This window comes from Flavobacterium sp. LAR06 (assembly GCF_041946075.1).
Taxonomy (GTDB): domain Bacteria; phylum Bacteroidota; class Bacteroidia; order Flavobacteriales; family Flavobacteriaceae; genus Flavobacterium.
This window is the reverse complement of record NZ_JAUTYT010000006.1, coordinates 215,840-241,197: the sequence shown is the minus strand read 5'-3', so window position 1 is coordinate 241,197 and position 25,358 is coordinate 215,840. Positions and strand designations below refer to the sequence as shown.

At 34.2% G+C, this 25,358-nt stretch carries 25 protein-coding genes; 13 read left to right on the top strand and 12 right to left on the bottom strand.

Translation table 11 applies throughout. The features are described from left to right. Positions 1-7 precede the first annotated feature (7 nt). Positions 8-388, bottom strand: coding sequence for a hypothetical protein (locus Q7C23_RS10910; protein ID WP_375032546.1), 381 nt, complete (start codon positions 386-388; stop codon positions 8-10). A 255-nt stretch (positions 389-643) separates the two neighbouring features. Then, the gene (locus tag Q7C23_RS10905) at positions 644-1,051 is read right to left on the bottom strand and encodes a GNAT family N-acetyltransferase (RefSeq protein WP_375032545.1); all 408 of its coding nucleotides are present in this window, start codon (positions 1,049-1,051) and stop codon (positions 644-646) included. A gap of 183 nt (positions 1,052-1,234) precedes the next feature. On the opposite strand from Q7C23_RS10905, the gene Q7C23_RS10900 reads away from it, so the two are divergent. Continuing rightward, positions 1,235-1,798: a hypothetical protein gene (locus Q7C23_RS10900; protein ID WP_375032544.1), complete on the top strand. Its 564-nt coding sequence runs from the start codon at positions 1,235-1,237 to the stop codon at positions 1,796-1,798. A 134-nt stretch (positions 1,799-1,932) separates the two neighbouring features. Here Q7C23_RS10900 and Q7C23_RS10895 read toward each other — a convergent pair whose 3' ends face one another. The 4 genes from Q7C23_RS10895 to Q7C23_RS10880 form a co-directional block, all read right to left on the bottom strand. After that, the gene (locus Q7C23_RS10895) at positions 1,933-3,189 is read right to left on the bottom strand and encodes an alpha/beta hydrolase-fold protein (protein ID WP_375032543.1); all 1,257 of its coding nucleotides are present in this window, start codon (positions 3,187-3,189) and stop codon (positions 1,933-1,935) included. Positions 3,190-3,273: 84 nt separating this feature from the next. Beyond that, positions 3,274-5,145: a M1 family metallopeptidase gene (locus Q7C23_RS10890; protein WP_375032542.1), complete on the bottom strand. Its 1,872-nt coding sequence runs from the start codon at positions 5,143-5,145 to the stop codon at positions 3,274-3,276. Between the two features lie 253 nt (positions 5,146-5,398). Then, entirely contained in the window at positions 5,399-6,979 is a 1,581-nt protein-coding gene (locus Q7C23_RS10885; RefSeq protein WP_375032541.1) for an NADP-dependent glyceraldehyde-3-phosphate dehydrogenase, read from the bottom strand. Between the two features lie 77 nt (positions 6,980-7,056). Beyond that, positions 7,057-7,368, bottom strand: coding sequence for a rhodanese-like domain-containing protein (locus tag Q7C23_RS10880; RefSeq protein WP_072972856.1), 312 nt, complete (start codon positions 7,366-7,368; stop codon positions 7,057-7,059). A 475-nt stretch (positions 7,369-7,843) separates the two neighbouring features. On the opposite strand from Q7C23_RS10880, the gene Q7C23_RS10875 reads away from it, so the two are divergent. Then, entirely contained in the window at positions 7,844-8,476 is a 633-nt protein-coding gene (locus Q7C23_RS10875) for a Crp/Fnr family transcriptional regulator (protein WP_375032540.1), read from the top strand. 290 nt (positions 8,477-8,766) lie between these two features. Continuing rightward, complete coding sequence (locus Q7C23_RS10870) at positions 8,767-9,552, top strand: sulfite exporter TauE/SafE family protein (protein WP_375032611.1); 786 nt, start codon at positions 8,767-8,769, stop codon at positions 9,550-9,552. A 70-nt stretch (positions 9,553-9,622) separates the two neighbouring features. Here the strand turns inward: Q7C23_RS10870 and Q7C23_RS10865 are convergent, their stop codons facing one another. The 6 genes from Q7C23_RS10865 to Q7C23_RS10840 form a co-directional block, all read right to left on the bottom strand. Then, entirely contained in the window at positions 9,623-10,018 is a 396-nt protein-coding gene (locus Q7C23_RS10865) for a hypothetical protein (RefSeq protein ID WP_375032539.1), read from the bottom strand. After that, positions 10,015-10,446, bottom strand: coding sequence for a hypothetical protein (locus Q7C23_RS10860; protein WP_375032538.1), 432 nt, complete (start codon positions 10,444-10,446; stop codon positions 10,015-10,017). The genes Q7C23_RS10865 and Q7C23_RS10860 overlap by 4 nt, the downstream gene beginning before the upstream one ends. 1 nt (position 10,447) lies before the next feature. Further along, positions 10,448-10,828, bottom strand: a complete 381-nt coding sequence (locus Q7C23_RS10855; RefSeq protein ID WP_375032537.1) for a hypothetical protein — start codon at positions 10,826-10,828, stop codon at positions 10,448-10,450. A 152-nt stretch (positions 10,829-10,980) separates the two neighbouring features. Next, positions 10,981-12,057: a cytochrome d ubiquinol oxidase subunit II gene (gene cydB, locus Q7C23_RS10850; RefSeq protein ID WP_375032536.1), complete on the bottom strand. Its 1,077-nt coding sequence runs from the start codon at positions 12,055-12,057 to the stop codon at positions 10,981-10,983. A 2-nt stretch (positions 12,058-12,059) separates the two neighbouring features. Next, on the bottom strand, positions 12,060-13,406 hold the full coding sequence (locus tag Q7C23_RS10845) for a cytochrome ubiquinol oxidase subunit I (RefSeq protein WP_194657009.1): 1,347 nt from the start codon (positions 13,404-13,406) through the stop codon (positions 12,060-12,062). A 354-nt stretch (positions 13,407-13,760) separates the two neighbouring features. Beyond that, positions 13,761-14,351 (bottom strand): HD family hydrolase, encoded by a 591-nt coding sequence (locus tag Q7C23_RS10840; RefSeq protein ID WP_375032535.1) that lies wholly within the window; start codon positions 14,349-14,351, stop codon positions 13,761-13,763. 363 nt (positions 14,352-14,714) lie between these two features. Here Q7C23_RS10840 and Q7C23_RS10835 point away from each other — a divergent pair, with 363 nt between their 5' ends. From Q7C23_RS10835 to Q7C23_RS10790, 10 genes are all read left to right on the top strand, one after another. Beyond that, positions 14,715-16,130: a rhodanese-like domain-containing protein gene (locus tag Q7C23_RS10835; protein WP_375032534.1), complete on the top strand. Its 1,416-nt coding sequence runs from the start codon at positions 14,715-14,717 to the stop codon at positions 16,128-16,130. 123 nt (positions 16,131-16,253) lie between these two features. After that, complete coding sequence (locus tag Q7C23_RS10830) at positions 16,254-16,817, top strand: YeeE/YedE family protein (RefSeq protein WP_375032533.1); 564 nt, start codon at positions 16,254-16,256, stop codon at positions 16,815-16,817. A gap of 28 nt (positions 16,818-16,845) precedes the next feature. Further along, on the top strand, positions 16,846-17,325 hold the full coding sequence (locus tag Q7C23_RS10825; protein WP_375032532.1) for a DUF6691 family protein: 480 nt from the start codon (positions 16,846-16,848) through the stop codon (positions 17,323-17,325). 27 nt (positions 17,326-17,352) lie between these two features. After that, on the top strand, positions 17,353-17,868 hold the full coding sequence (locus Q7C23_RS10820) for a GNAT family N-acetyltransferase (RefSeq protein WP_375032531.1): 516 nt from the start codon (positions 17,353-17,355) through the stop codon (positions 17,866-17,868). Positions 17,869-17,951: 83 nt separating this feature from the next. Continuing rightward, on the top strand, positions 17,952-18,725 hold the full coding sequence (locus Q7C23_RS10815; protein ID WP_375032530.1) for an alpha/beta hydrolase family protein: 774 nt from the start codon (positions 17,952-17,954) through the stop codon (positions 18,723-18,725). Between the two features lie 670 nt (positions 18,726-19,395). Beyond that, complete coding sequence (locus Q7C23_RS10810; protein WP_375032529.1) at positions 19,396-19,857, top strand: MarR family winged helix-turn-helix transcriptional regulator; 462 nt, start codon at positions 19,396-19,398, stop codon at positions 19,855-19,857. A 4-nt stretch (positions 19,858-19,861) separates the two neighbouring features. After that, a complete protein-coding gene (locus Q7C23_RS10805; RefSeq protein WP_375032528.1) occupies positions 19,862-20,494 on the top strand; it encodes an NAD(P)H-dependent oxidoreductase in 633 nt (210 codons plus the stop codon). 31 nt (positions 20,495-20,525) lie between these two features. After that, on the top strand, positions 20,526-21,092 hold the full coding sequence (locus Q7C23_RS10800) for a YceI family protein (protein ID WP_072972879.1): 567 nt from the start codon (positions 20,526-20,528) through the stop codon (positions 21,090-21,092). A gap of 190 nt (positions 21,093-21,282) precedes the next feature. Further along, complete coding sequence (locus Q7C23_RS10795; RefSeq protein WP_375032527.1) at positions 21,283-23,772, top strand: mechanosensitive ion channel family protein; 2,490 nt, start codon at positions 21,283-21,285, stop codon at positions 23,770-23,772. 216 nt (positions 23,773-23,988) lie between these two features. Next, on the top strand, positions 23,989-25,269 hold the full coding sequence (locus Q7C23_RS10790) for a hypothetical protein (RefSeq protein ID WP_375032526.1): 1,281 nt from the start codon (positions 23,989-23,991) through the stop codon (positions 25,267-25,269). Positions 25,270-25,358: the final 89 nt, after the last annotated feature.

Sequence of the window (25,358 nt, the reverse complement as noted above, 5' to 3'; positions counted from 1 at the left end):
TTGTATATCAAATTCTTAATACTCGTTGAGTAATATAGATAGGATTTGACTGGCCACAAGAGGAGCCGAAAATTTCAAAACGATTAAAAGAATTCACAACGATCTGACGAGAGATTGTCAGATACCAGCTATCTAATAGGCTGTAAGTTGTTGCAAAAAATTTAGTACTTAAACCATCCTTAAGATTATCATTACCAACACATTCTTCGTCAAGATCTACATCGGCGTCTTCTATGATCGAATTGCCCTGATCCTGATTGGTGAATTTAACGCGGTGTCTTTTCTCCAGATAGTGATGAGAACTTTGGTGCGTTTCAGCATTAAGATATTGCCCTCCGCCTAGCAGAAGGAAATTCATAAACACTAAAAATACTACTAACTTTCTCATTTGGGTGCGAAAGTAAGCAAAGTAATTATACAAAAAAAGAAATTTTTATAAGCTTTAACATTAAAAAAACACGAAAACGTTTTCATTGTTTTTTACTCAGAAATTATAATAAAAGCTTAATAATTTCTTGCAAAATCTCATAAAAAAAACACTTTGTAATTAAAATCCTATTAAGATAAACTGTCCAACTTGTAAAATATAAGCAAAATCGTAAATATTTAACCCCTAACACTTTATCTTTTAAAAATGATTAAATTAAAAAAGTAAAATTTCCATTATTGAAAATTCCTGACCTGACTTAACAAAAGTTTGCTCTGTTTCTCTCATTCCAAATTTCTCGTAAAATGATTTTTTATTACTTCGTGCGTTACACCATACTTTTTTCAAACTCATATCTTTTGCCAACTTTAAAATATGATGTAACAATAGTGAGGCAATCCCGTTTCCCTGATACTCGTCAAGTGTCGCTAATTTGCGGAACTGCATTTCATCGCAAACAATAAAACAAGAAACAATCGAAACTAATTTTTCCTGGTCAAACACTCCAAAATGTAGTCCGAAATTATCCTCTACTAATTGTACGAATTCGAATGGCTGATCCGGCCACATAACTTTATGTCGAATTTCCCAGGTTTCTGACGCTTTGATTGCTTTAATTTCCATAGTACAATTTTCGTTTATCATTCAAAACAAATTTACAGGATTTCTATAGTAGTTACCACATCACACAAACCAAACATATCATATTCATAATCAAAAAGATACCTTAAAATAAATTTAAAATTATGATACAATTATGATTAATAATAATTATTTTTATGGTACGTAAAACAAATAAAACCGATTATGAAAAAATTCATTTTAGCAGCATTATTATGTATTAGTGTGAATGGTTTTGCACAATTGATACAATTTGGCCCCCAATTCTCTACCAATATTACTTCGCCTATAACAGATGATTTTAGTTCCAAAAGCTCTGGCACAGACGTTGGTTTTGCTGGTTTTGTAAGAGTGAATTTATTACTTTTCTATGGTCAGGGCGAATTTGGGTACTCCTCTTCTAAATTTAGTGTTTCGCAAACCGGAATTGGAGAAACTGAATATACATTAGGAGGAACTGACGCCACTTTAATTGCAGGTTTCAAAATTGTTCCGTTAGGAAAAATGGGAAACATCCGAATTTTTGTAGGTTACAACTGGAAAAACTATTCTGATATAAAAGCGAGTAATAACCTCAATTACATTGCATTTGAAAACAACAATAGCAGTTTTCTTGGCGGTGCTGGTGTAGATTTATGGCGATTTACTGTAGACTATCGCTATCTCGCCGGTGTGACTGATCTTGATCCTTCAGGACGAAGTATCAAAACAGGAATTTCTAATTTATCAGTAGGTTTTAAGTTTTTATAAAACTCCTCATATCTAAAAAGGGAATCAAAATGATTCCCTTTTTTAATTATTGTACTTTGATATAAAAGAGTTCCAGATTATTACTGGTTACTTTTTCAATTTCATTTCCTTGCTTTTGTTCTTCTATTTGTAAATTATTTCAGTTTCTCTAATTTAACTTTTGTTTCAGGAAAGTTTTTATCCAGAACCAATACCTTTTCATAGCTTAACATTGCATTTTTCTTATCACCACTGACTTCATAAAAATCTCCTAGTGAATCATACACATTTGGACTATTAGGATAATTAACAACGTTTAATTTAAACAAATAACCCGCCAAATCCATATCTTTTTTACCAAGAGATTGATATGCATAAGCATTCACTGTATTTTCGGGAATACTTACTTTATAGCCTAAATGTTTTGAAACCTCTTCGAAATGTTTTTCAATCTTAGTTAAAACAGCTTTATTGAAATTAACCTGTTCTGGGATCGAAAGTTTGAGCTGATTGAACTTGAAGATATAGCGAAGCCCATCGTAAGTAGCAATCAAAGGAACTGATCCGTGATTATCATCATTATAGTATTTATATTGATACTTCAGATTGCTTTTTTTATTCTGATTTAAGAAATCATTAAAATCCAAAATTGATCTAATATGACGGGTAAAAAGTGTTGTATCCTTTCTCACTTTTATTATATCCATCGTGTCATCCATCGTGTTGGCAGCCGCCAAAAACAAGGAAACATTGGCTAAATTTTTATTGGCCAGTTTTTTTTGAGTCTCTGCTAAGAACTTCTGGTGGTCCCACCACATACTCGGATCGATCGCAATATAAGAGTTGAATAAATTGGTATGATTTGTCAAAATATTTATCGCTGTCAAACCTCCAAAAGAATGGCCTATTAAGGTCTTGTATGATGCTGTTGGATATTTACTATCAATATACGGTATCAGTTCTTTTTCAATAAATTCAGCAAACTTTTCTCCTCCACCGGATTGCTCACTTAAATTTTGCGGAACAAATGGAGGATCAACATCTGAATGTGTGGGAGTTAAATCACGAGTACGATTTGTGTTGGTAATCCCGACAACGATCATTTCAGGACAAATGGTATTTCCGTTTATTTCACTCAATTCCTCGATCATACCCACAACGGAACTAAAATGAGCATCTCCATCCAACAGATAAACTACCGGATATTTTTGTTTTGCAAAACCAGTATTCTGGGCACTTCTTGGAAGATGAATCCAAATTTTTCTTTCCTCATTTAAAACTTTAGAAGAAATACTGTCAATAGTACCAATTTGAATGTTGTTTCTATTCTGGGCAAAACCAAAACTAACAATCATTAAAAAAAATAGTACTATCTTAAATTCAAATACACATCTAAAATTATTGTTTTTCATAAGTTGGTTTAGTTTTATACTATTTAATACTAAAAATAAAACCGCCTTTCTCAATGAAAAAGGCGGCTTAGAAATTAGTTAATTTTACTTCAATTCTAAATTATTATTGTTTGGTGTGGCATCCATAAAAATACCTCCATCAAGTGCAATTTGTTTAATTTGTTTCTTGTTCTTCAAAGTAATTGTTGCCAGCTTTTGATTGTTTTCCCAAACAGCAGGAGTTTGATGAACAGTTTCTTTCGAACCATCTGCATAAACAATATTAAGGTCAAACGGAATCGCAAAACCACCAACATTTTCTACAGAAACTACGTCCTTAACAACATTTTTAACTGCTATATCAATATAGTTATTGGTGAAAAACCAATTGTTAAAGAACCAATTCAGATTTTTTCCTGAAGCAGTATTTATAGAGTTGAAATAATCCCAAGGAATTGGGTGTTTTCCGTTCCAATTCTCCATATAAGCATGTAATGACTTTTTGAATAAATCATCACCAAGCATATCTTTTAAAGCCAGGTAAGAAAGAGATGCTTTTCCATAAGAGTTATTTCCGTAACCAGCATCCGAAACCTGAGAAGACATTGAAATGATAGGCTGATCTTCTTCAGTAGACGGATCTTTTATATAATATTCTACTCTAAATTCTTTGTAGAATTTATCTGCAGCTTCTTTACCGTGCTCTTCAATCCCAATTAAATATTCAAAAGTGGTTGCCCAACCTTCATCCATAAAAGCGTAACGCGTTTCGTTAATTCCCATGTAAAAAGGAAAATAAGTATGTGCTACTTCGTGATCTTGTACTAATTGAGCAAATTTAGGATCTCCCATTTGAGAATCATTACACATCATTGGGTATTCCATATCAGCAAATCCCTGAAAAGCGGTCATTTTTGAAAACGGATAGGGAATTCCAGGCCACTTGTTTGAAAAATAATCCAAAGCATATTGGTTGTTTTTTACTGAAGCTACAAAATCAGTTCCTTTTACATCATACGCAGCCTGAACACTGGCACGACGATTTGTTTTTTTATCAACTACAACACTGCTAGCATCCCATAGATAATGATCACTCAATCCGAAACAAACGTCTACAATATTTTTAGCTTCAAATTTCCAAACGTTCCATTCATTTTGTTTGGTTACAACACCGCTTTTCATTTCTTGTTCGTTAGCAATATGCATCACTTCATCAGCTATATAAGACTTTTTCAAACGAGCAGAAAATTCAGGCTGTAAAACCTCATCAGGATTCAACAAATCTCCGGTTGCATAAACAACATAGTTTTTTGGAGCCTTAACCGAGTAGGTATAATCATTAAAGTCGTTATAAAACTCCTGACGATCCGTATGAGGTAATCTATCCCATTTATTATAGTCATCAAAAACAGAAACACGAGGATAACTGTACGCTACAAAAAACGTAGTCTCATCAATTTGCCCTTCTCTCCCGCTCTCTTTAGACAATGGATAATTCCAATCGATATTAATCGTAACTTTAGAATGAGGAGGTACCGCTTTTTTCAATTTTACATTTCCAACTGTTCCCCATTTTCTTCCGTCTTCCTTATAAATTTCATCTGCAATTTTTAAAGATGTGATCGTTAAACCGTCACTTAAAAAATCCTGACTCACATTGCCGCTTCTTGGAGAAGATGGTTTATGAAGATTATTTACAAAACGAATTGGAAGATTTCTTAAAGTATCATTACTGTTGTTTTCGTAAATAATGGTTTCTGTTCCGCTTACGATTTTTGTCTTGGCATCAACAGTAATTTCCATGGTATATTTTCCGTGATTCTGCCAGTAGCTTTTTCCTGGTTTTCCGTCCATAGAACGAGTGCCTTTAGCGTAGGCCTCTTTTATGTTTCGTGGCATATACAATTCCTGTCCAAAGCTGTTTTGTGCAAGAAAAACAAATGCAATTACCACTAATTGAAGTACATTTTTTCTCATAACTTGTTTTAAGATTTTTGATGATTTAATATTGATTATAATATTAGTGGATTTTTTTAACTTAAAGTTACACTTTTTTGCAAAATTATGCTTTTTGTTATGTCGGCCTTCACTTAACCGCAAGGTACGCGAAGCGTTACCCAAAGGCCGCAAGGTTTAGTACCTCAGAGTCTTAGCAACTTAGAGAAAAAGAAAAACCGTCTTTCTCTGGCGAAAAAAGACGGCATCTACAATTAATATATAACCTTAATAACTACAAAATATAATCGGTATTGATGAAGTTCGATTCTTTGCTGTTTAGCAATTCCTGCAGAATTTCATTGTTATACGCGATATCTTTTGAAGCCACGAACGTACGAATTGAGAAAGAACGTAAAGCATCCGGGATACTCAAAGTTCCAACAGCCGAATCTTTACGACCTGTAAACGGGAAAGCATCCGGTCCTCTTTGACAAGAACTGTTGAGGTTTACCCTGCAAACTAAATTTACCAAAGCATCAATAAGCGGTGCCAAAGTTTTAATATCTTTTCCAAACAAACTTACTTGCTGACCGTAGTTTGATTCGGCCATATCTTCAAGAGGCTCGTTAATATCTTTAAAAGAAATAATAGGCACAACTGGTCCAAATTGCTCTTCATGGTACACCCTCATTTCTTTATTTACAGGATATAAAACTGCCGGAAAAATAAAATTATCCGTATGTTTTCCACCTTTTTCATTCAGGATCTTTGCGCCTTTATGTAAAGCATCATCAATTAATCCCTGAATATAAGCTGGTTTATCTGTTTCCGGAAGCGGTGTCAGAGAAGCATTTTTGTCCCATGGATTTCCAAATCCTAAAGCGTCTACTTTTTCAGAAAAACGTCTGTTGAATTCTTCTGCTATAGATTCGTGAACATACAATACTTTCAAAGCCGTACAACGCTGACCGTTGAAAGATAAACTTCCTGCAATACATTCCTGAATAGCCAAATCTAAATCGGCGTCTGGTAAAATAATCGCCGGGTTCTTTGCTTCCAAACCTAAAATCAAACGCAGTCTGTTTTTATTTGGATGCTGATCCTGCAAAGCAATCGCCGATTTACTGTTTCCAATTAAGGCCAAAACATCAATCTTACCCGATTTCATGATCGGAGAAGCTACTTCGCGTCCTCTTCCGTATACGATATTGATAACACCTTTTGGAAAACTGCTTCTGAAAGCTTCCAATAAAGGCGAAATACATAAAACACCATGTTTAGCCGGTTTAAAAATTACAGTATTACCCATAATCAAAGCCGGAATCAATAACGAGAAAGTTTCATTTAAAGGATAATTGTAAGGTCCAAGACACAATACAACTCCAAGAGGCCCACGGCGAATCATCGCGTTTACACCTTGCACTTTTTCAAAGTGCGAACTGCGTCCGTTTAGTTCTTTATAACTGGCAATAGTATCCTGAATATATTCAACTGTTCTGTCAAATTCTTTTTGAGAGTCGCCAAGGTTTTTTCCAATTTCCCACATCAAAAGTTTCACCACTTCTTCGCGGGTTTCTTTCATCTGCCTTACGAAATTTTCCATGCATTTAATACGGTCCACCACTTTCATCGTTGGCCATAAACCTTGTCCTTTATTATAAGCGGCGTTTGCAGCTTCCACCACTTCAGCAGCTTCTTTATCTGCCATAAACGGAATCGATCCTAATAATGTTGGTGTATATTTTTCTGTAGAAGAAATAGTCGAAAACACTGGTGTGGTTTGCCCTGTCCATTTTTTCAGTTCTCCATTTACAAGATAAGTATCTTGATTTATCAGGTTTGTAATCTGATATTCTTCGGGTATTAAACTCATAATCTGGTAATTTATAGTTTGGTTATTAATAGCATTTTAAACGAAAAAAGAGGCTTTTTCTTGCCTCTTCTTCTATTTTATGGATTCACGGTATCCCCTTCCCAGTCCAGAATTCCACCAAGCAGATTATAGGCATTATTTATACCTAACTCATTCATAATCTGACATGCTTTGGCGCTTCTCGCTCCAGAACGGCAATACACATAATAATTTTTGTTTTTATCTAACTCCTCGATTTCATAAATAAAACCCTGACCTTTATTGATGTCAATGTTTACGGCATTCTCGATATAACCGTCATTAAATTCGTCTTCAGTTCTTACGTCCAGTATAACTGCATTCTCGTCAGCAGCAAGCTGATTAACCCAATCTTCTTGTGATAAATTCATAATAAATGTGTTTTTGTAAAATTACGACGTTTCTATTAATTAAAAACGTGCCAAATGCGATTTCGATTATTATTCTCAGAAAACGTTTTAGAGAAAGTATTATAATCAGTGAAACACAAATTTACTCACTATTTTTAAAAATACACCCTATAAAATCGATAGAAAATAGGATTTTTTCATTTTCATAAAATACTGTCAAATATGGTTTTCTGATAATTTATACCATTTCAATCTGCTATCTTTGTATTAAATGAGATGTTTTAATTTCATTTTGATAAAATTGTTTGCCACGAATTAGCATGAATTAATTTGTAAACAAAATAAATTTCAACACATAGAAACATAGATGTAATTTGTAAAAAAAAAGAAAATGGAAGAAACTAGTTTCCACACATAGCTATGTGTTTTGATACAAGTGAAACGCCTTTTTTTAAGCTATGAAAAACTATGACTCTATGTGTTTAAAAAATAACCAATGCAAAATACATTAAAAGATATATTTCCGAATTTCTCCAATGAACTCCTTTCGACTATCGAAGAAAACGGAAGTGCACAAGATTTTGAAGCCGGAACGATTTTAATGCGAACCGGACAATACATTAAAAACACGGTTTTAATTACCAAAGGAAAAATCAAAATTTATCGCGAAGGCGAAGATGGCGGCGAGTTTTTAATGTATTATCTCCAACCCGGACAAGCCTGCGCGATTTCGATGATCTGCACGGCCAAAAGCGAAAAAAGCCAGATCATGGCCAAAGTAGTCGAAGATGTTTCCGTTATGATGATTCCCTTGCAAATGATGGACAAATGGATGATGGAACACCGTTCCTGGTACGAATTTGTAATCGAAACTTATCGAAGCCGTTTTGAAGAAGTCCTGGAAGTCGTTGACAATATCGCTTTCCGTTCGATGGACGAGCGTTTGGAGTTTTATCTAAAAAGACATTCGGATGCCTGTGGTTGTTCTGAAGTAAAACTTTCCCACCAGGAAATCGCAACCGAATTAAACACCTCCAGAGAAGTCGTATCCCGATTACTCAAAAAAATGGAACAAAGAGGTTTGGTCAAACTCAACCGTAACCAAATCGAGCTTTTAAAAAAGGTATAAGAACACGTATTTCACGAATTAGCACGAAAAATTCAAACACATAGAAACATAGTTTTTCATAGCTATAAAAAGGCGTTTCACTCGCTTGAAAACACATAGCTGTGTGTGGAAACTAGTTTCTTCCATTTTCTTTTTACACAATGTAAACCTATGTTTCTATGTGTTTGAAAATTTATTCTGCTCAATAAAATCTATTTAATCCATTTAATCTGTGGCAAAACATCTGCTATGTGATAAATGTTACTGTAGATTTGTATTTATCAAACCACCTTTGCATAAAAACAAATGCAATGGAATATCTGGGTTATTTTGCTTCGATTATTATCGGGATTTCGCTAGGCTTAATTGGCGGTGGCGGATCGATTCTGACCATTCCAATTTTAGTGTATTTGTTTAAAGTAAATCCGGAGCAGGCAACTTCTTATTCTTTGTTTATTGTTGGGCTGACTGCAATGTCTGGCAGTTACAGTCATTATAAGATGGGAAATCTTAAACTGAAATCGGCTTTGTATTTTGCGATTCCTTCTGTGATTTCAATTTTAATTATTCGTGAAGTTATTTTTCCGCAGATCGCCTCGACTCTATTTTCAATTGCATCTTATTCCGTTTCCAAAGATTTTCTGATTATGATTATCTTTTCGGTATTGATGATTACGGCGGCAATTTCGATGATTCGAAAAAATCAACCCGAAATAAAAGGTGCCGAAACCAATTATATTCAACTCAGCTTTATAGGTTTCATTGTCGGAATCATAACCGGATTTCTTGGCGCTGGTGGCGGATTCTTAATTATTCCTGCCCTGCTCTTTTTCGCCAAATTACCCATGAAACAAGCCGTTGGAACTTCGTTATTAATTATCTCAATCAATTCCTCCATAGGTTTTGCAGGCGACTTATACATCGGAACTCCCATCAATTATCCTTTTTTATTAGGTGTTTCCGCAATGGCACTTCTCGGAATGGTATTAGGAAGTCGGCTTTCTAAAAAAATCGACGGAACTAAACTGAAACCTATTTTTGGATGGTTTGTTTTGGTAATGGGGTTTTATATTATTACAAAAGAAGTTTTATTTTAGTTTTACTTGTAGACGAAAACTAAAAAATCCGTTTATTCTTTAAGAAGTAAACGGATTTGTATTTTTTAATCTAATATTCATATTTCCATTTCTTATAATGAATATATTTCACAGGAACCTTAGTAATATTATGCTCTTTTACTTCCCAATCTTTTACTTGTTTAATTAAATTAATAGCGTCTATTTCAAAATCGTTTAAAGGCCTTTTACTTGTTACATTAAATTCACTCAATAACCCAAAAACGGGATCGTATTTTAATTGAGGCTCAGAATTAACCACATCAAATCCCGTAAAAACAGAAATCAATTTACCTTTTTCATCTATAAATAACGCCAGTATAGTATAGGTATCCTGATAATCTTTTATTGTTCCTTTTTCAAAAACTGTATCAATGTTAGTACCGGCTTTAGTATAATTAAACTTTGATCCTCCTTCATAATAATCGTAGTATACATAATCTGTCAAATTAAATTATTTGCATTATCTAAGATTTTTTGCATATACGGATCAATTTCTTTTCCTCTTAAAAACTGAGAGTTAGAACAAATACCGCTAAATCCTAAGTTCCCTCCATTTTCATGAGCAAAAACTAGCCATTCCTGATACTGATATTCTTCTCTGTAACAATTACTCCACTTCGCATCATCTTTTTTATAATTAGAAGTAAAAGATAGTTCTTTCGGAATTTTGCCTTTTTTATAACTTTCTAATACTTTAAATTTTATAGTGTAAGTCGCAGAATCTTTACTAAAAGCTTTAGATGTAATTATACCTTTAAAAACATATTTCGAAGAATAAAACTCTAAAATTGCCTTTGGGGTATCACAGTCACAAGCTATACACTTTAGATAACCCAAAAAGAAAAAGCAAATAGCAATTGTTACGTTTTTCATTTTATTTCCCTATTTGATGCTCAGCCAACCAAACAGAATCATTTGCTTTTGTTGTATAATTCCACAAAGTCTTTCTATCAATCTTACTAGATACAAGTAATTTACCATTTTGTACTTTAAATTCTTCATTATAAAATTTTAAAACATGGATAACGTTTTGAACATGAGTCTTAGAAAGTAAATCTCGCGCATCGATAAGTTCATCTTGTTGAAAAACAATCGGAATGTATTCTACATATTTATAATTTGATATTCTTTCATTCCATATTTCTTCTCGTCTTTCATGAATTCTATCTGAATTAAAATACCATTTTTGAAAAAGAAATTTTCCTGATATAATTAAAACAAGAGTTAAAAATATAATTACTACTTTTTTCTTCATAACAATTTATGGAATATCTTCCCGGCTTTAGCCAAATATACCCATTTTATAATAAATTTCAGATTCTCTAAAATTAAAAAACCGTTGGTTAAAACCAACGGCTATTCCTATAATTAATTCGTGAAAATTTATGTAATTAGTGACAAAACCCGTTAATGCTCCCCATACCCAATATCATCCATCTTCCCGCTAAAAACACGATACTGAATAATAAAATAAACAATCACTAAAAACAAAGCGATAAAAAACCAGCTTAGGCCAGCGTTCAATCCGTATTCTCCAGCAGCAGTATTATAAATGGTTAAAGACGGATTTACATTATTAGTCGAAGGCAAAACATTCGGAAAAATTGAAACCGCTGTTGAAGCAAATCCTCCCACTAAAAATAAGGTGGAAAATATAAATGCCTGACCATCTTTTTTGAAGGAACGCACTTTGAATAATCCTAAAATACCAACAAAAGTCATTATCGGGAAAAACCACAAAATTGGATTTTCAATAAAATTATGAAACGGCTGAGGTTCGATAAAGTGCCAGATTTGTAAGGAGATGGAAACTAAAATCAGTAAAACAATATTCAGTTTAAAAACGACATTTTTCAGCTGTGCATTTAAAGACGAATTGGTTTTAAAGATAATCCAATTGGCACCGTGAATCGTTAAAGCCACAACACTTACAATTCCGAGGAAAAGTGTAAACCAATCTATAATTCCCAATTCATTTGCTTGCGGACTAAACGTTGGATTCCACAATGGCAAAAAGAAAAAATGCGGTTCCTGCGTTGAAACACCGTTTTGCACCATTCCGAGATTGACACCGCGAACGATATTTCCCAAAGCAATTCCAAAGAACAAAGCCAAAAGCAAACTCGCGATTCCGAAAGCTTTATCCCAAATCGCCTCCCACATTGGATGATGTACCTGTCCGCGCATCTCTAAACCGATGGCACGGAAAATCAACAACCATAAAATCATAATCAAAGGCAAATAAAAGCCGCTGAAAGACGATGCATATAAAGTTGGAAAAGCAAAAAACAAAACACCCCCGGCAGCGATAATCCAAACTTCGTTGGCATCCCAAAACGGACCAATTGCATTTGTGATTGCTTTTTTATCTTTTTCTGTATTAGCAAAAAATAAATGAATAATTCCTGCTCCAAAATCGTAACCGTCTAAGACAATATAAACGGCCAAAATTCCCATTAAAACGACGTACCAAAAAAATTCCATACTTATATTTTTTCTGTTGAAAGTTCCACATGATGAGGTCCTTTATTGATAATTTTTCCAATCAAAAGCAAAAACAGCATTCCGAGTAAAAGATACAATCCTATAAAACCTAATAAAGTAAATAAGGTATTTCCGGACGAAACGGTTGGTGAGGCACCGGCAGCGGTTCGCATTAAATTGTAAACGAGCCAAGGCTGTCTTCCTAATTCGGCAGTGTACCAACCTGTAGTATTGGCGATATACGGAAATGGCATCATAAACATAAGCGACCACAATATCCATTTGGTTTCGAACAATTTTCCTCTGATTAATTGAAAAAGAGAAAGAACCATCAAACCAATAAATACGGTTCCAAGTCCAACCATAATATGATAGGCATAATACAATCCTGAAATATTCGTTGGATGCAAATCTTCTTCAAATTGATCCAAACCTTTAATTTCCTGATCCCAGTTTCCGTAAGTCAGGAAACTCAAAATATTAGGAACTGCAATTTTATTGTCCAGTTTTTTATCTTTTACATCAGGCTGACCAATTAAGACAATTTCAGAACCTTTTTTCTCTGTGTGAAAGATTCCTTCCATCGCAGCAAAAGTTACCGGTTGATATTTTACAACGTTTTTCGCCAGTAAATCTCCCGTTGGAACGGCAACGATTATACTCGAAATCAATCCGAAAATAACGCCCGTTTTAAGAAACAATCGTCCAAAAGACACATTCTTCTGACTCAAAATATAAAATGCACCAATTCCCGCCACGACAAAAGAACTCGTAACCAAAGAAGCGGCCTGATTGTGCAAATAAGAAGGCCAAAGCCACGGATTTAAAAATAAAGCCTTGAAATTCGTTAATACAAATTTTCCGTTTTCAAGAATTTCATACCCAACCGGATTCTGCATCCACGAATGTGTGGCTATAATCAAATAACCGCTGGCCCAGGAACCAATCATAATTAACACTCCGGTTACAAAATGCCATTTATGTCCGAGGATTTTTTCTCCAAATAAAAATATCCCAAGAAATGAAGATTCTAAAAAGAAGGAGAACATCCCTTCCATCGCCAATGTCTGACCGATGATTCCACCGGTTAATTCAGAGAATTTAGCCCAATTGGTTCCGAATTGAAATTCCATCGGGATTCCGGTTACTACGCCCATTGCAAAATTCAGGGCAAAAATTTTCATCCAGAAATGCGTGGCGTGATTGTATTGTTCGTTTTGAGTTTTAAGATATTTCCATTTGAAATAAACAATGATCAAAGAAAGACCCATTGTAAGTTGCGGAAAAAGGTAGTGAAAGGTAATTGTGAAGGCGAATTGCATTCGGTCATAAAAAAGCATTTCTTCCATTGTAGTGGTATTTGGTTTTATGAAGTTGCACAAATTTACCCATTAAAACCCGAAATTCCTGCCTTTAAAAAAAATTTATATGTCGGTATTTGTTAAACTTTTCAACAATTTTGAAAGTAAAATTCACATTTATAGTTTGTGCTTCTTGGTAAAGTTTCTCATTTCGACAAAGGAGAAATCCTCGCGAGAAGCTCGACAAAGATTGGGTTCTCGTTGCGGAGTTACTTGTGAAGATTTCTCCTTCGTCGAAATGACAAAATTGTGTGTGTGTCCCATAGTCTGTGGTTTCAACCTCGGGAACTCATGCATAATCACCATACGTTTCCCACGGTTGAAACTGTGGGCTATGTTTAATCACTTTTTCAAAATTCCTTTTGCTACGCTTTCATTTATTAAGCCTTCTGCATAGTTCCATAAAATTTTTGAACCTTCTTTTATAACGCTTTTCTTTTCGTAAACCTTTGTATAATTCACTCCATATTCCTTCCAGGTACCTCCTTCGTTAGAGGTGTTTTGCAATAAAGGTTCTAATCTGTCCATCGATTTTGCAAATTTGGCTTCATTGGTTTCGCCGGCTTCAAATTCTTCCCAAATGGCAATCATATCTTCTGCCTGTTTTTTCGGAAGCAATCCAAAAATACGATTTGCTGCCAATCGTTCTTCATCGGTATTATCGTGACTTTTTACTGTATCATAAATAAAAACATCGCCGGCGTCGATTTCTACAATATCGTGTATCAAAACCATTTTTACTACTTTCAAAACATCAATCGGTTGCTCTGAATGTTCTGCCAAAACGATCGCCATCAAAGCCAAATGCCAGCTGTGTTCTGCATCATTTTCATTTCGATCGCTGTTAAAGAGCTTCGTTTTTCGCTGAATGTATTTTACTTTATCAATCTCTTTTATAAAAGCAATTTGGTCCAATAAGTCTGTTGTGTTCATAATGTTTACTTAGAATTGTAAAATTACGTAGATTTTTTTTCACCATATAAGTGATATAAGTACATTTAATTGCGGTGCGTTTTAACTCAAAACTGTTTAAACTTATATGAGCTCATATAAGTTCAACGCAATTAAACTCCAATTTATAATTGCTTATGTAACTTATATGGTAAAAAAAACATACCGATTTATGATCTCATAAAATTTCAGCACGATTTATAATCCAACTTATAATTACTTATATGACTTATATGGTAAAACCCGCCAAACATTTTTAGAAAAAGTCAAATTTCTGTAACATTAGTCACTTATTTTACGAAAAAACAAAGTTACCTTTGTATATCATATTTAAGATTTCATATCATGAAAATTGAACAAATTTACACCGGCTGCCTTGCGCAAGGTGCATACTATATAACGTCAAACGGAGAAGCGGCGATTATTGATCCGCTTAGGGAAATTCAGCCTTATCTGGATCGTTTACAACGCGATGCCGTTAAGCTGAAATACATTTTTGAAACGCATTTCCACGCCGATTTTGTTTCGGGACATATTGATTTAAGCAAAGAAACCGGAGCGCCAATCGTTTACGGGCCGAATGCGGCCTGCGAATTCGATTGTATTTCTGCAAAAGACGGACAAGAATTTAAAATCGGTAATATTACGATAAAAGCACTGCATACTCCGGGTCATACCATGGAAAGCACAACGTATTTATTGATTGATGAAAACGGAAAAGATCATGCTATTTTTTCTGGAGATACTTTATTTATCGGAGATGTTGGCCGTCCGGATTTAGCGCAAAAAGCAGCTGGAATGACACAGGATCAATTGGCCGGAATTTTATTTCATTCGCTTCGAAATAAAGTGATGACTTTGGCCGATGACGTAATTGTTTATCCGGCGCATGGTGCGGGAAGTGCCTGCGGAAAAAACATGAGTAAAGAAACGGTTTCGACAATCGGGAATCAAAAAGCAACGAATTATGCTTTGCGTGCCGATATGACCGAGGCCGAATTTATATCCGAAGTTACCGACGGATTATTGCCTCCACCAGCGTACTTCAGCATGAACGTAGCCATGAATAAAGGTGGTTATGAAAGCTTCGAATCGGTTTTGCATAACGGAATGAAAGCAATAAAAGCAGAAGATTTTGAGGCTGTTGCCGAAGAAACCGGAGCATTAATTTTAGATACCCGAAAAAGCGGCGATTTTTATAAAGGATTTATTCCGCAGTCGATTAATATTGGAATCAACGGAGATTTTGCACCGTGGGTTGGGACTTTGATTGCCAATGTAAAACAACCTATTATATTAGTAACTGAAAATGGTTTGGAAGAAGAAACCGTAACGCGTTTAAGCCGAGTAGGTTTTGATTCGATTATCGGCCATCTGGAAGGTGGTTTTGATGCGTGGGAAAAAGCTGGTTTTGAAGTGGATACTGTAAACAGAATTTCAGCTGAACAATTTGCTTCTGAATTTAAAATAGAAGAAGACAAAGTTATTGATGTTCGAAAAGAAACGGAATATGAAGCAGAACACATCGAAGACGCTTACAGCAAACCTTTGGCTTATATTAATGACTGGGTAAAAGACATTAATCCAAAGGAGCATTTTTATCTACATTGCGCAGGCGGTTACAGAAGTATGATTGCAGCGTCGATTTTACAAGCGCGCGGTTTCAGAAACTTTACCGAAATTGACGGCGGTTTTGGAGCTATTGCAAAAACGGATATTCCAAAATCAGATTTCGTTTGCCAGAGTAAGGTATTAAAATAAAGGTTCTGAGTTGCTAAGATTCTAAGGTTCTAAGATTTTTTTGACCTTAAAGCTTAATAACTCATAACCTAAAAAAATAAAACGACAAACATCTTTACCTTAGTAACTCAGAATCTTAAAAATATGCTAGAAATTATAAAAGAACCTTGGCCTTGGTACGTTGCGGGGCCGCTAATTGGGTTAACTGTTCCTGTATTATTGATTATCGGAAATAAATCTTTCGGGATTAGTTCGTCTTTGCGACATATTTGTGCAGCTTGTATTCCGGCGAATATTTCGTTTTTTAAATACGACTGGAAAAAAGAAAGCTGGAATTTATTCTTCGTTTTCGGAATTTTTCTTGGCGGTATTATCGCTGCTTATCTTTTAGCCAATCCAAATCCGGTTGAAATTACACCGCAGCTTTCTGAGCAATTGGCTTCTTATGGAATAACAGATCATTCTGGATTATTGCCAAAAGAATTATTTTCCTGGGAAAGTTTATTCACACTTCGTGGTTTTATCATGATTGTCGTTGGCGGATTTTTAGTTGGTTTCGGAACGCGTTACGCCGGCGGATGTACAAGCGGACATGCGATTATGGGAATTTCAAATTTACAATGGCCTTCATTAGTAGCGACAATCTGTTTTATGGTTGGCGGTTTTATTATGGCGAATTTGATTCTGCCTTATATTCTTGCTCTTTAGGATATTCTTTCACTTTAAAATTTCAAAAATGAATAATTTAGAAAATAAAAATACCGATACAGAAGGAATCAACGCAAGTCAATTGAAAGATTCCGGATTATCAAACTTAAAATATCTTTTGGTTGGAATCTTTTTCGGAATCGTATTCGTAAAAGCCGAAATCATCAGCTGGTTCCGTATTCAGGAAATGTTTCAATTGCAGTCTTTCTTTATGTATGGCGTAATCGGGAGTGCCGTTGTAGTTGGCGTTATTTCAGTTCAAATCATCAAACGATTCAATATTAAAACCATTCACGGCGAAAAAATCGAAATTCAGCCAAAAGTTTTCAGCAAAGGACAAATCTATGGCGGATTAATGTTCGGATTTGGCTGGGCTATTACCGGAGCTTGTCCTGGGCCTTTGTTCGCTCAAATCGGGACTGGAGTTACTGTAATTGTCATTACTTTATTAAGTGCGATTGCAGGAACCTGGTTTTATGGTTTTATCAAAGACAAATTGCCTCATTAATACCTTATATATAGTTAGATTAAAAAAATGAGTATAACAGAATTACAATTAAGAAAAGCAACTCTTTCAGAAGTACCTAAAATTTGGGAAATTATACAAGACGCTATTGAACAAAGACGATTAGAAGGAAGTAAACAATGGCAAGATGGTTATCCAAATGAACTTTCCATTACAAACGATATAAATAATGGTTTTGGCTACGTGCTTACAGAGAATGAAACCATTTTATGTTACGCTGCGATTATTTTCGACATAGAACCCGCTTACGAAGAAATCGAAGGTAAATGGTTAACTAATGGTGATTATGTTGTGGTACATCGTATAGCCGTTTCAAAATTGGCAAAAGGAAAAGGTATTGCCACCAAACTTTTTCAAAAAATAGAAGATTTAGCAGTCCAACAAAATGTCTATAGTATTAAGGTAGATACTAATTTTGACAATATTCCGATGCTAAAAATCTTAGACAAATTGAACTATACCTATTGTGGCGAAGTCTATTTTAGAGGGGGAGCACGAAGAGCATACGAGAAACAATTATCATAAGATAATTAAAGTCAATATTACATATTAAACCCGACATGTTTTGAAAACCTGTCGGGTTTAACAATTATAAAACACACCCATATATGTACAAAATATATTCTCTACTTTTAATTTGTTTCCTATTGTTAAGTTGTTCTGGTAACAAAAAAGCAAACGTTCAGGCATCAAATACTATTTATGATGTTAAACTGGATAGTCTGGAATTGTTTGACAAATCAAGAAATCGAATAATTCCGGTTGCACTTTATTATCCAAAGACAAATAAGAAAATAAATAAACAGCAAGTAATTATTTTTAGTCATGGTTATGGAGAAAATAAAGGCGGGGATAATAGAATATATTCTTATTTGACGGAGAACTTAGCTTCAAAAGGATATTTTGTTATAAGCATTCAACACGAATTGCCTAACGACGAGCTTCTTGCCATGGAGGGCGATTTAAAAATTACGAGAAGACCCAATTGGGAAAGAGGTTGTGAAAACATTTTGTTTGTACTAAATGAATTTAAAAAAACTAATCCAGAATTAGATTTTAAGCATTTAACTTTAATTGGGCATTCGAATGGTGGAGATATGACTGCTTTGTTTGCTACCGAATATCCAAAATTGGTTTCTAAGATTATAACGATGGATAATCGAAGAATGCCGCTTCCAAGAATCAATCATCCTCAAGTATATACGTTACGTTCCAGCAATTATCCGGCAGATGAATTTGTATTGCCAACGGAGCAAGAACAACAAAAATATGGAATGACAGTTCAACCCACTTCTATTGAGCATAGAGACATGGATAATGACGCGACAATTGAGCAACGAAAAGCAATAAATACCTATATTGAAAGCTATTTAAGTAAATAAAGTTGTAACTCCGGCAAGTTTAAAACGAATAGTTTATAGTTAGCAAACCCGACAGATTTTGAAAACCTGTCGGGTTTCTTGTATGCTATGCTCGCGTGAGGGATAGCAGCAAACTACCGAAGCAGTGTGGATAGCCCGACAGCATCCCGATGAGAGGGCGTATACACGCAAAGTATGTTTGCCCTCTCATTGGGATGGTGGCACGCCCCTATTGATTTTAGATTTTCTAAACCCGACAGGTTTTAAACCTGTCGGGTTTTGTGTTCCAGGTTTCAACATAACCTGAAACTTGAAACATATATTAATTAGGGCATACCACCATTTAAAAAAAAGCCTAATGCAGTTTGCGCTCATTAGGCCTTTTCTTAAATCCTGTCGGGCTATCCAGGCTACTTCGGTAGCTTCCTCCTATCCCTCACGCGACCAAAACTCTTGAGAAGATCTTGTGTATTGCGATACTTAACCAAAAATATTTCAGCAAATTCAGTAGTAAACATTATAAAAGCACTATTTTAAATAAAAATTTTATAGTACATTTACTTTAACTTTATAGATTAAGTATAGTTGTAAAATTTCGCCTTAATTGAATTAACGAAAATTTAACATAACATTTGTATATACAACTATTAAAAGCTATACATTTGTATATACAAATTATACACTTACGACTATGACAATTGAAGAGGTTATAAAAAGTACAGTTAAGATGGATAATGCGAAAAAAGTTATTCTGAATATCATGTACACGCAGAATGTAATTCAGGATAATTTCAGCGAGTTGATGAAACCGTATGATTTATCCGGAGAACAATATAATGTGCTACGTATATTAAGAGGACAAAAAGGAAAGCCGGCTAATATGTGTGTGATACAGGAACGTATGCTGGCTAAAACGAGTAACACAACCCGATTGGTAGACAAACTTTTACTAAAAGATTATGTTACCCGAAATGTTTGCCCGGACAACCGACGAAAAATTGAAGTTCTAATCACACAAAAAGGATTAGATATATTAAAAGAATTAGATCCGAAGGTAGATGAGCACGAGCGCACGTTTGCTAACAATATAAGTCAGGAAGAATTAGAATTATTAAATCAGTTATTAGAAAAATACAGAACCCAACAAAATTAATATTATGAGTACACTATTAGAAAATCTAAATTGGAGATACGCAACCAAAAAATTTGATGCAACAAAAAAAATCTCTGCTTCGGATTTAAATACTTTAAAAGAAGCGGTTAGACTAAGTGCTTCTTCATACGGATTACAACCTTACAAAGTTGTTATTGTTGAAAATCCCGAAATCAGAGAAAAATTAAAAGCTGCTGCTTACGGCCAAACTCAGATTACAGATGCTTCGCAATTGTTTATTTTTGCGAATGATTTAAATCTTGGCGCGGTTTCTGTAGACAATTACATACAAAACATTAGCGAAACAAGAGGTGTTCCTGCTGATGCATTGGCTGGATTTAGCGACATGATGAAAGGTACTATCGCCAATTTATCAGATGAAAACAAAAACATCTGGACTGCAAAACAAACTTATATCGCTTTAGGAACTTTATTAAGTGCTGCTTCTGAATTAAAAATTGATGCAACTCCAATGGAAGGATTTAATGCTGCCGCATTTAATGAAATCTTAGGTTTTGACAAATTAGGTTTAAATGCTTCAGTTATTGCAACTGTTGGTTACAGACATGATGAGGACGACGCTCAGCATTACAAAAAAGTTAGAAAATCTCACGAGGAATTATTTATCACTATATAATTATTATTAATCCAAAATCAATTTTAACAAAATGAAAAATTTCAAAACAATTGCAATAGCATTATTCGTAGCGGTGGCTAGTATTTCAGTAAATGCTCAAACAAAAAAAATCGACGTAAAAGCATCTACTATCAAATGGGTAGGTAAAAAAGTAACTGGAGAGCACTCTGGAACTGTAAACTTTAAAGACGGAGCTGTAGTTTTCAAAGGGAAAAAATTAACCGGAGGAAGCTTTACAGTTGATATGACTTCATTAACTGCAACTGACTTAACTGGAGAATACCAAGGGAAATTAAACGGTCACTTAAAAGCTGACGATTTCTTTGGAACTGACAAATTCCCAACTGCAAAATTAGTTTTCAAAACTATTGGGGCTAAAGCAACTGACGTTTATACTGTAACTGCTGATTTAACTATTAAAGGAATCACTAAACCAGTAACTTTTGACATCACTGTAGCTGGAAACACTGCAACAACTGCTTTCAAAGTTGACAGAACTAAATACGGTATCAAATACAACTCTGGTAACTTCTTCGAAAACTTAGGAGACAAAACTATCAATGACGATTTCGAATTGACTGTAGCTTTAAAATTCTAATATAAGACTTATTAATTCTTATATAAAAACCTGAATGAAAGTTCAGGTTTTTTTTATGATTAAAAACGACATATCCCCTAACTAACTCTTTTTAAAATACATATATTATAAAGAAGACATTTTTTTTGTTAAATTTGGCTAACGCATCGAATAAATATTTCAAAATAACTAATGAAATAAATATAGCCAAATGTCAAATTTTGCATTTCTACTCCAAAACACCTCAAAGAAATACAAAAGTATTGGTTTCAAACTTTTTTTAATCGCATTCACCGCGTTATCCTCTGTGTCTGGTATTTCTCAAACTACAACAAGCAAATTAGATTCGATTGTTAAGGAATTGGGAATTAAGGATAAAGCTTCTCTCATTTTACTTAAAGGCCAGGCCGAAAGAGAAAAAAAAATGAGAGAGGAAAAATACATTAACTATCAAAATGTTCAAAAACAAAATAGACTTTTCAATTTAATTGAACTCGAAATCCAGAATGCAAAATTTCTATTAACCAAAGGATTCAATTACAAAGACGTTGCTGGAGAAATTTATCAATTAAAAGATTGGGAAGAATTTGCTGTTAAGGGAATTGTTGGAAGAAAATTTAGAGTTTTAACGGATCGAAATCTTAGTTCGACTTCTATTCTTCTCGATGAATTATTAAAACGCTCCACCGATCGTTTAAAAAAAATCAGTCTTGAAAACCAACAGCTCAGCCGAACTCAGGAAAAAATAGACTCTTTGGTTGCTCAAAAAAACCTGTATTATATTCCGAGTGATTCTGTTTCAAGAGAAATTTACCGTCTTCAATCCGAAAGAACGAGTAAGGATATCACACTGATTTCTGAAAGGTTAAAAAATGCAGTCGACAGCATCCAGACATTGGAAATCATGGGCGACCAGTTGAAATACAAAATTGAATCGGATATAATTGAAAATAACAGGCTCAGAAGATTAGAACTCGATCAATTGTTTACCAAAAAAGTCCCAGTTTTTGAGCGCCCTCTTATTAATATAGATCCCTTTGCTACTTCTATAAGAACAAATGCTCTTGTGCTGTATTTTTATTTGATAAACAATAAAAATTCAATCCTCACAATGTTGCTTTTGATAATTGGAACAGCGATTTATTTCAGATTGCAAAAAGGAAAGTTTATTGATCTCGGCTTTAAAAAAGAAATGTTACTTGACATCCATATATTAAACAGCCCCATTTCTGCCGCCATTTTGGTTGTGTTGAATCTATATCAATTTGTACTTCCAATGCCACCACTAATTTTCTCCATAATTATCTGGACAATATCAACTATTGCATTGGTCATAATGATGCTGCACACGCTAAGGACATTTGTCTGGAAAGTAATGATTTCCATCTTTATCCTTAATTTATTAGCCTTTTTTGATATTATAATACTAATTCACTTTGTTGGAGAATCTTATTTAATATTAGCAATAAACCTTCTTGGTATCGGAATAGGTATTTATTCCTTCCTAAACAGGGGCCAATTTCAAAGAAAAATCTATTTGTGGTATATTCTTGCAGGCGCTATTCTTCAATTATTCTCCTTCTATTATTTGGCAAACGGCCACTATAATTTAGGAAAATTTTTAATGACAAAGGCCGTTTATTCCGTAGTGGTAATTTTTTCTCTTTACCATACTTTAATAGTTGTAAAAGAGATTAATTTGGTCTCTAAAATTTTAAAAACAACCGACGAAGATAGTTCGAAGAAAACAATAAAAGGCATCCCGCATAATTTTAGCTTTAGCTTCTATCTGCTGCTTTTTGCTGCGTGTTTTATACTGATGATTAGAAACACCTATATTTTTCAAAGCGTCATTGATCCTTTTAGAAACTCTATTTCAGAGACAAGAAATATTGGAAACATCTCCTTTACATTTGAAAATATCATCATATTCATTCTTATTATTTTATTGTCTGGTTTTATTTCAAAGGTAGTTTCCTTTTTAGCCAGCGATAATCAGGTTATTAAAAACAAAGACAAGGCTAAAAACATTGGAAGCTGGATGTTTTTGTCAAGAATTACAATTGTGACTGTAGGTGTTCTGGTTGCATTTGCTTCGACCGGTATTCCGTTAGACAGAATAACACTAATCATAAGTGCACTTGGAGTCGGTATAGGTTTTGGTATGCAAAGCCTTGTCAACAACCTAATAAGCGGATTAATTATTGCCTTTGAAAAACCGGTAAATCTAAACGACATTATTGAAGTAGGCACACAATCCGGAAAAATGAAATCAATTGGTATTCGAAGCAGCGTTGTAACTACATACGACGGAGCTGATGTAGTGATTCCGAATGGAGAATTATTAAATCAAAACTTAACCAACTGGACTCTGGGAAGCAACCAGCGACGATCACAAATTCGATTTGGAGTTGCCTATGGAACCGACTTAGAATTGACAAAAAAAGTACTTTTAGAAATCCTGGAGAAGAATAAAAATATTCTAATAAAACCGGCACCAACCATTTGGTTTACCAAATTTGGGGATAATTCGATTGATTTAGTGGTAATGTATTGGATCAAGCATTTCGATTTTGACTATGCTGTTAAAAGTGAAATGATTATAGCTATTGACAAAGCATTAAAACAAAACAAAATTGTCATACCGTTTTCACAACAGGATATTCACATTATAAATAAAAATACAGAGCCTGAAGATTAAAACGTTTGTGTTTAGGCTCACAAATCATCTTCAATTCTACGTTAAAACAGTTTAATTTACAATTGTCACTCTTTAATAAAAGAGATTTTCTTTTCAAAAACATAACGTTCTTAATACTTAAATAACACTTTGGTAATAGCTTATCATGCTTTGATTAACATTCGGCTTCTAATTTTGGGCAACTAAAAAAAGAAACTAGAAATTCAAATCACAGTTATGAAAACAAAACTACCAATTGCAATTCTAACACTGCTGAGCAGTTTTTTTATACAAGCACAACAACAACCAAAAGGAATTACCGGTACCTCCAACTGGATGTCCAACTGGACCACTTTTAATCCAGCTAAAATAGAATACAACGAAGCAACCAATATCATTGCCGGAACGATAGATAAAGATACCCGATTAACAAAACGCAACACCTATCAGCTTGTTGGAGTAGTTTATGTTACCAATAATGCCACTTTAACTATTGAACCCGGAACCGTTATTCGAGGCGATGATAAAACCTGTGGTACTCTTGTTATTACAAATGGTGCCAAAATTATGGCAGAAGGTTTAGAAACTGATCCTATCGTTTTTACTTCAAACAAAGAAATTGCAGAAAGAAAACCTGGCGACTGGGGCGGAATTATCATTCTTGGAAAAGCTCCTATAAATACTATTGGGGGAATTCATATTCTCCCTTTTGATTTGGAACCAATGTTAAACCATTACGGAGGCCAGGATGCTGAGGATAATTCCGGAACCTTAAAATATGTGAGAGTTGAATATGCAGGCAGAAAATTAAGTTCGTTAAAAGAACTTAACGGAATTTCGTTAGCAGGAGTTGGCAGAAAAACAATTTTGAGCAATATTCAAATTAGTTATTCAAATGACGATTCTTTTGAATGTTATGGAGGTGAGTTAAACATGAATAATCTAATTTCATATCGTACTACCGATGATGATTTCGATTTTACTCAGGGAGCACAAATCAATATTAACAACAGTATTGCCATTCGTCATCCCTTTTCATCAGATGTTTCCGGCTCAAGATGTTTTGAAGTAGATTCTTATGATAAGATAGGAAATACGGATATGACTAAAAAATTAACTAAAATAAATGCAAGTAATATCACTTTAGTTAATTTAGAAGAGAACAATCAGGGATTGGTTAGGGAATCTATTTATGTTAGAGAAAATACCTTTTTTAATCTGTCTAATAGTATTGTTTCAGGCTTTACTCCTTTTGTTTTACTGGAAGGAAATATTGGAGACGGCGAAGCTAATTTATCGAAAATAACATTCAAAAATCTTATAATTAACAATTGTAATGGTGGAATTACTAGCGAATCAGGAAGTGCAAACCCGGTAATTCAAGGATTTTACGGAAATCCAACTTTCTTCCTGGATTACACTAAACTTAAAAACAGTGAATTGTTTGCAATGCCTAATATTAAAGGCAATCCAGACTTTAGAATGAACCAGAACAACACAATTGCTATTGGAAATTAAGGATTTAAAAATGATCGTTTCTAATGAAATTTAACAAATTTTCAAATTAAGAAAAGATTTTTTTTAATTTTTATATCGGCAGTTCCAAA

Coding starts and splice junctions, on each gene's coding strand:
- Q7C23_RS10870 (WP_375032611.1), top strand. CDS start 8,767: ATGGAATATCTGGGTTATTTTGCTTCGATTATTATCGGGATTTCGCTA.
- Q7C23_RS10855 (WP_375032537.1), bottom strand. CDS start 10,828: ATGAAGAAAAAAGTAGTAATTATATTTTTAACTCTTGTTTTAATTATA.
- cydB (WP_375032536.1), bottom strand. CDS start 12,057: ATGGAATTTTTTTGGTACGTCGTTTTAATGGGAATTTTGGCCGTTTAT.
- Q7C23_RS10860 (WP_375032538.1), bottom strand. CDS start 10,446: ATGAAAAACGTAACAATTGCTATTTGCTTTTTCTTTTTGGGTTATCTA.
- Q7C23_RS10810 (WP_375032529.1), top strand. CDS start 19,396: ATGACAATTGAAGAGGTTATAAAAAGTACAGTTAAGATGGATAATGCG.
- Q7C23_RS10820 (WP_375032531.1), top strand. CDS start 17,353: ATGAGTATAACAGAATTACAATTAAGAAAAGCAACTCTTTCAGAAGTA.
- Q7C23_RS10835 (WP_375032534.1), top strand. CDS start 14,715: ATGAAAATTGAACAAATTTACACCGGCTGCCTTGCGCAAGGTGCATAC.
- Q7C23_RS10830 (WP_375032533.1), top strand. CDS start 16,254: ATGCTAGAAATTATAAAAGAACCTTGGCCTTGGTACGTTGCGGGGCCG.
- Q7C23_RS10825 (WP_375032532.1), top strand. CDS start 16,846: ATGAATAATTTAGAAAATAAAAATACCGATACAGAAGGAATCAACGCA.
- Q7C23_RS10795 (WP_375032527.1), top strand. CDS start 21,283: ATGTCAAATTTTGCATTTCTACTCCAAAACACCTCAAAGAAATACAAA.
- Q7C23_RS10840 (WP_375032535.1), bottom strand. CDS start 14,351: ATGAACACAACAGACTTATTGGACCAAATTGCTTTTATAAAAGAGATT.
- Q7C23_RS10890 (WP_375032542.1), bottom strand. CDS start 5,145: ATGAGAAAAAATGTACTTCAATTAGTGGTAATTGCATTTGTTTTTCTT.
- Q7C23_RS10815 (WP_375032530.1), top strand. CDS start 17,952: ATGTACAAAATATATTCTCTACTTTTAATTTGTTTCCTATTGTTAAGT.
- Q7C23_RS10885 (WP_375032541.1), bottom strand. CDS start 6,979: ATGAGTTTAATACCCGAAGAATATCAGATTACAAACCTGATAAATCAA.
- Q7C23_RS10875 (WP_375032540.1), top strand. CDS start 7,844: ATGCAAAATACATTAAAAGATATATTTCCGAATTTCTCCAATGAACTC.
- Q7C23_RS10905 (WP_375032545.1), bottom strand. CDS start 1,051: ATGGAAATTAAAGCAATCAAAGCGTCAGAAACCTGGGAAATTCGACAT.
- Q7C23_RS10790 (WP_375032526.1), top strand. CDS start 23,989: ATGAAAACAAAACTACCAATTGCAATTCTAACACTGCTGAGCAGTTTT.
- Q7C23_RS10845 (WP_194657009.1), bottom strand. CDS start 13,406: ATGGAAGAAATGCTTTTTTATGACCGAATGCAATTCGCCTTCACAATT.
- Q7C23_RS10800 (WP_072972879.1), top strand. CDS start 20,526: ATGAAAAATTTCAAAACAATTGCAATAGCATTATTCGTAGCGGTGGCT.
- Q7C23_RS10880 (WP_072972856.1), bottom strand. CDS start 7,368: ATGAATTTATCACAAGAAGATTGGGTTAATCAGCTTGCTGCTGACGAG.
- Q7C23_RS10910 (WP_375032546.1), bottom strand. CDS start 388: ATGAGAAAGTTAGTAGTATTTTTAGTGTTTATGAATTTCCTTCTGCTA.
- Q7C23_RS10805 (WP_375032528.1), top strand. CDS start 19,862: ATGAGTACACTATTAGAAAATCTAAATTGGAGATACGCAACCAAAAAA.
- Q7C23_RS10895 (WP_375032543.1), bottom strand. CDS start 3,189: ATGAAAAACAATAATTTTAGATGTGTATTTGAATTTAAGATAGTACTA.
- Q7C23_RS10900 (WP_375032544.1), top strand. CDS start 1,235: ATGAAAAAATTCATTTTAGCAGCATTATTATGTATTAGTGTGAATGGT.